Source organism: Streptomyces sioyaensis (assembly GCF_004122735.1).
GTDB classification, from domain to species: Bacteria; Actinomycetota; Actinomycetes; order Streptomycetales; family Streptomycetaceae; genus Streptomyces; species Streptomyces sioyaensis.
The window spans coordinates 1-4966 of the sequence record NZ_SDIF01000229.1; the positions used below are offsets into that span (position 1 = coordinate 1).

The 4966-nt window shown below is 71.1% G+C and carries 4 protein-coding genes; 2 read left to right on the forward strand and 2 right to left on the reverse strand.

The window, feature by feature from the left end; genetic code table 11:
• Positions 1 to 61: 61 nt before the first annotated feature.
• Together EST54_RS33220 and EST54_RS33225 are read right to left on the reverse strand one after the other, a co-directional pair.
• On the reverse strand, positions 62 to 1528 hold the full coding sequence (locus EST54_RS33220; RefSeq protein ID WP_129251392.1) for a CitMHS family transporter: 1467 nt from the start codon (positions 1526 to 1528) through the stop codon (positions 62 to 64).
• A 151-nt stretch (positions 1529 to 1679) separates the two neighbouring features.
• Positions 1680 to 2405, reverse strand: a complete 726-nt coding sequence (locus EST54_RS33225) for a TetR/AcrR family transcriptional regulator (RefSeq protein WP_129251393.1) — start codon at positions 2403 to 2405, stop codon at positions 1680 to 1682.
• A 138-nt stretch (positions 2406 to 2543) separates the two neighbouring features.
• On the opposite strand from EST54_RS33225, the gene hmgA reads away from it, so the two are divergent.
• The gene (gene hmgA, locus EST54_RS33230; protein ID WP_129251394.1) at positions 2544 to 3899 is read left to right on the forward strand and encodes a homogentisate 1,2-dioxygenase; all 1356 of its coding nucleotides are present in this window, start codon (positions 2544 to 2546) and stop codon (positions 3897 to 3899) included.
• Positions 3900 to 3915: 16 nt separating this feature from the next.
• Positions 3916 to 4662: a GntR family transcriptional regulator gene (locus EST54_RS33235; protein ID WP_129251395.1), complete on the forward strand. Its 747-nt coding sequence runs from the start codon at positions 3916 to 3918 to the stop codon at positions 4660 to 4662.
• The last annotated feature ends 304 nt before the right edge of the window (positions 4663 to 4966 follow it).

Below are 4966 nucleotides of genomic sequence, written 5' to 3' on the forward strand. Positions count from 1 at the left end.
GTCCGGGAACCCCCGGACCCCGCCCCTCCGGGAACCCTGTCCGGGCCCGTATCCGAGCCCCCTAGAGGATGCCGAAGAGCAGCCCCGCCCCCAGGACCACGAGGGAGGTCAGCGCGGCCCATTTGACGGTGAATCTGGTGTGGTCGCCGAACTCGACCTTCGCCATGCCGACGAGGACGTAGACGGCGGGGACCAGCGGGCTGGACATGTGCAGGGCCTGGCCGACGAGGGAGGCCCGGGCGATCTCGACGGGGGCCACGCCGTGGGCGGCACCGGCCTCGGCGAGGATCGGCACGATGCCGAAGTAGAAGCCGTCGTTGGACATGAAGTAGGTCAGCGGGATGCTGAGCACGCCGGTGACGATGCCCATGTGCGGGCCGAGCGCGTCGGGGATGCCGCTGACCAGCCAGCGGGCCATGTGCTCGACCATCCCGGTGCCGGTGAGCACCCCGGTGAAGACGGCGGCGGCGAAGACCATGCCGGAGACGTTGAGGACGTTCTCGGCGTGCGCGGCGACCCGGGCCTTCTGGTCCTTCATGTGCGGGAAGTTGACGGTGAGCGCGAGGGCGGCGCCGAGCAGGAAGAGCACCGGGATCGGCAGCGCCTGCAGGATCAGCAGGGTGAGCAGCGCGACGGTGAGCGCGGCGTTGAACCAGTAGAGCTTGGGGCGCAGCGTGGCACGGTGCGGGTCCAGGGTCTGGAGCCCGGCGTCGTCCGCGTCCCGCGGGCCACCGGCGGACGGCGCGGCGCCGGAACCGGTGCCGGAACCGGTGCCGGAACCGGTGCCGCCGGAGGTGCGCGGGCCACCCGCCGGGGCGCCGCCCGCACCGACGGCGCCCGCGCCGACCAGGACCTGCTCGCTCTCCTGCTCGTCCGCGGCCTCGGTCACCACCCGGGTGTCGCCGAGGGTCAGCACGCCCAGCCGCTTGCGCTCGCGCCGGCCGAGGACGTAGGCGAGGGCGAAGACCGCGACCAGGCCGACGGCCAGGGCGGGGATCATCGGGACGAAGATGTCGCCGGCGTCGAGCTTGAGCGCGGTGGCGGCGCGGGCGGTCGGGCCGCCCCAGGGGAGGGTGTTCATCACGCCGTTGGCGGTGGCGGCGACGCCGGTCATGACCACCAGGCTCATCTTCAGCCGCTTGTAGAGCGGGTAGAGCGCCGAGACGGTGATCATGAAGGTGGTGGAGCCGTCGCCGTCGAGCGAGACGATCGCGGCGAGCAGCGCCGTGCCGACCACCACGCGGACCGGGTCGGCCTTGCAGAACCTCAGGATGCCGCGGACGACCGGGTCGAAGAGGCCGACATCGATCATCACCCCGAAGTAGATGATGGCGAACATCAGCATCGCGGCCGTGGGGGCCAGGTCGCCGATGCCCTTGAGGACGTAGTCGCCCAGGTGCGCGCCCTGGCCGACCAGGACGCAGAACAGCGCCGGGATCAGCACGAGCGCTGCCATGGGTGACATCTTCTTCATCATGATCAGCACCAGGAAGGTGGCGATCATGACGAATCCGAGGATTGTCAGCATTGGGGGTACCTCACGTTCGCCCTTGAACATCTGCCGGGGGTGGCGGTTGGGCTGACGTTAGGTCCCGCAAACTTTTGTTAACAAGGTCTTGACGTGCGAGCAATACGAGCAAAACCCCAGGTCAATGTGGATCTCCTGGGGACCGCCGCACTCACCCCTCCCCCGCATCCACCGCGTCGCCGCCGCCCTGCCCCTCGCCTTCGCCGGCATCGCCACCGTCTCTGTCACCGTCGCCGCCGTCGCCGTCCAGATAGCGCGCCAGATAGGCCCGCAGCAGGAGCTTGGTCTCCGCGACGATCGCCGGATCCCCTTCCGGATCCGTACGGAAGGCGAGCTGGAGCAGTGCGTCGGCGGTCTCGACGCCCACCAGGAAGGAGGTGCGCAGCCGCTCGTCGGTGGTGTCCAGGCCGAGCGGTCCGGCGAACAGGGCGAGCAGCCGGTCGGCCACCTCGTAGTTGGCCTGCCGGGCGGCGCGCGGGGCGGGGACGGTGAACTCCACCAAGGCGAAGCCCGGCACCGTCCGCTTCATGGCGAGGTACTCGTCGATGACCACGTCCATCGCCCGGCGCCACCCCGACGACGCATGGACCGGTGTGGTCAGCCGGGCGGTGATGCGGTCCGCGTAGGCGTTGAGATTGCGCCGGGCGAGGGCCTCGGCCATGGCGCGCTTGTTGGGGAAGAAGCGGTAGACGGAGCCGATCGGGACACCGGCGCGGACGGCCACGGACCGGGTGCTCAGGTTCTCGTACCCGCTCTCCTCCAGGACGTGGGCGCAGGCATCGAGGATCCGGGCCAGGCGCTGGGCGCTGCGCTGCTGGACGGGGGCGCGGCGGAGGGAGCCGGGCGGCGGGACAGGGCGCGGAGTGGGCTGCTGCACCCATCCATCCTGCCCGGCGACCGGGCCGCCGGTGCGCAACCGCGACGTTCCGGCCGCGCGGCCGGGAGTCTCCGTTGACGGCCCCCTGCCGCAATCCTAAGGTCTTGCATAGGATTCCTTGAGCGGCGGGAGCACGCGATGGCAGGCACGGACAACGAGCAGGCGCGGAAAGCGGCCGAGGCGCTGGCGTACACCACCGGCTTCGGCAATGAGCACAGCTCGGAGGCCGTCCCGGGTGCGCTGCCGATCGGCCGCAACTCCCCCCAGCGCGCCCCGCTCGGCCTCTACGCCGAGCAGCTCAGCGGCTCGGCGTTCACCGAACCGCGCGAGCGCAACCACCGCTCCTGGCTCTACCGCATCCGCCCGTCGGCCGCCCATCCGCCGTTCGTCCGCGCCGCGCAGGGCGCCCTGCGCTCGGCGCCGTTCACCGACTGCGTCCCCGACCCCAACCGGCTGCGCTGGAACCCGCTGCCCGAGCCCACGGGCCCGGCCGACTTCCTCGACGGCCTGTGGACGCTGGGCGGCAACGGCGACGCCACGCAGCGCACCGGCATGGCCGTGCACCTGTACTGCGCCAACACCTCCATGGACCGCCGGGTGTTCAGCTCCGCGGACGGTGAGCTCCTGATCGTTCCGGAGCGCGGCGGGCTGCTGCTGCGCACCGAACTCGGCCTGCTGCGCGCCGAACCGGGCGAGGTCGCCCTCATCCCGCGCGGTATCCGCTTCCGCGTCGAGCTGCTGGACGCCGCGTCCGACGGGCAGCACCCGTCAGCCCGCGGCTATGTCTGCGAGAACTACGGCCGGCCCTTCCAGCTGCCCGACCTCGGCCCGATCGGCGCCAACGGCCTCGCGGCCGCCCGGGACTTCCGGGCACCGGTCGCCGCCTACGAGGACGTCGAGGGCCCGGTCGAGGTCGTCAACAAGTTCTGCGGCCACCTCTGGACGGCGACCTACGACCACTCGCCGCTGGATGTCGTCGCCTGGCACGGCAACCACGTCCCGTACGTCTACGACCTGCGCCGCTTCAATGTCATCGGCTCGATCAGCTACGACCACCCCGACCCCTCGATCTTCACCGTCCTGACCTCCCCCTCCGACACCCCGGGGCTGGCGGGCGTGGACTTCGTGGTCTTCGCGCCGCGCTGGCTGGTCGGCGAGGACACCTTCCGGCCGCCGTATTTCCACCGCAATGTGATGACCGAGTACATGGGCCTGATCGAGGGGGCCTACGACGCGAAGGCGGCCGGAGAAGGGGGTTTCGTGCCCGGCGGCGGCTCGCTGCACAACATGATGTCGGCGCACGGGCCCGACCGGGAGACCTTCGACCGGGCGAGCGCCGCCGAGCTGCAGCCGCAGAAGGTCGACGACGGCCTGGCCTTCATGTTCGAGACCCGCTGGCCGCTGACCCTCACCGAACAGGCCCGGGACGCCGGCCATCTGCAGCACGGCTACGACGACGTATGGCAGGGTCTCCAGCGCCATTTCCGCCCGTGACACCGGGGAAGACCTCGTGACCACCTTCGCTCCCGACTCGCTCGACCTGAACCGCAAGCTGCCGCTGTGGTACCAGGTCTCGCAGTCGCTGCGCGCCTCCATACTCGGCCGCTCCCCCGAGGCGCCGCTGCGGCTGCCCACCGAGGACGCGCTCGCCGCGCACTACGGCGTGAGCGTGCTGACCATGCGCCAGGCCCTCAAGGAGCTGGAGGCGGAGGGCCTGATCAGCCGGCACCGGCGCCGTGGCACCTTCATCGAGCCGAGCGCCCAGCGCGGTGCGCCGGTGCGGCTGCTGGGTTCCGTGGACGCGATCGTGGCCCAGCAGTCCGGGATGAGCACCGAGCTGCTGGGCCACGGCCCCACCGCCGTGCCGTCCGAACTGTCCGATTACTTCCCCGGCCTGGCCGAGGTGACGGGCTTCCACCGACTGCGGAGCGACGAGGAGACCGGCGAGCCGACCAACCACGCACACAACTACGTACGGCCCGAGGTCGCCGCCCGGATCGACCCGGCGGACCTGACGCGCTGGCCGATGACGAAGGTGCTGCGGGACGCGGTGGGCGTACGGATCAGCCGGATCACCGACACCGTCGAGGCCCGGCTGGCCGACCCGGAGACCGCCCGGCTGCTGCAGATCCCGCTGCTCAGCCCGATCCTGCACTACACGGGCATCACCTACGACGAGGACGGCCGCGCGGTCGATGTGGCCCGAATCCACTACCGCGGCGACCGCTTCTCGTTCACGGTCACGCTTGAGGCGTAGTCGCTGCGCTTCGCTTGGCTTCCCACGTTGTCGGCTTTCCCGCCGTGGTGGTTTGTCGCCGTTGCGCTTTGCGGCGCGCCCGCACGTTGTCGGCTGGCCCGCCGTGGGTCTTCTCGCCGTTGCGCCTGCGGCGGGCTGGGTGGGTGTCGGGTGCGGTGACGGACCTCCGGGGCCTGTTGTGTGGACTGCTTCGCTTTACGTCCACACAACAGGCCCCTCCGGCCCGCCCCCTCCCGTGAGTGGAGTGAGTGAAGGTGCGTGGGGGCGGGCCACTCGTAGCCAGTTCACTACGACCGGCAAGGCG

Excerpts from the sequence above, each read along its gene's own strand:
- EST54_RS33220 (WP_129251392.1), bottom strand. The coding sequence starts at position 1,528 with ATGCTGACAATCCTCGGATTCGTCATGATCGCCACCTTCCTGGTGCTG.
- hmgA (WP_129251394.1), top strand. The coding sequence starts at position 2,544 with ATGGCAGGCACGGACAACGAGCAGGCGCGGAAAGCGGCCGAGGCGCTG.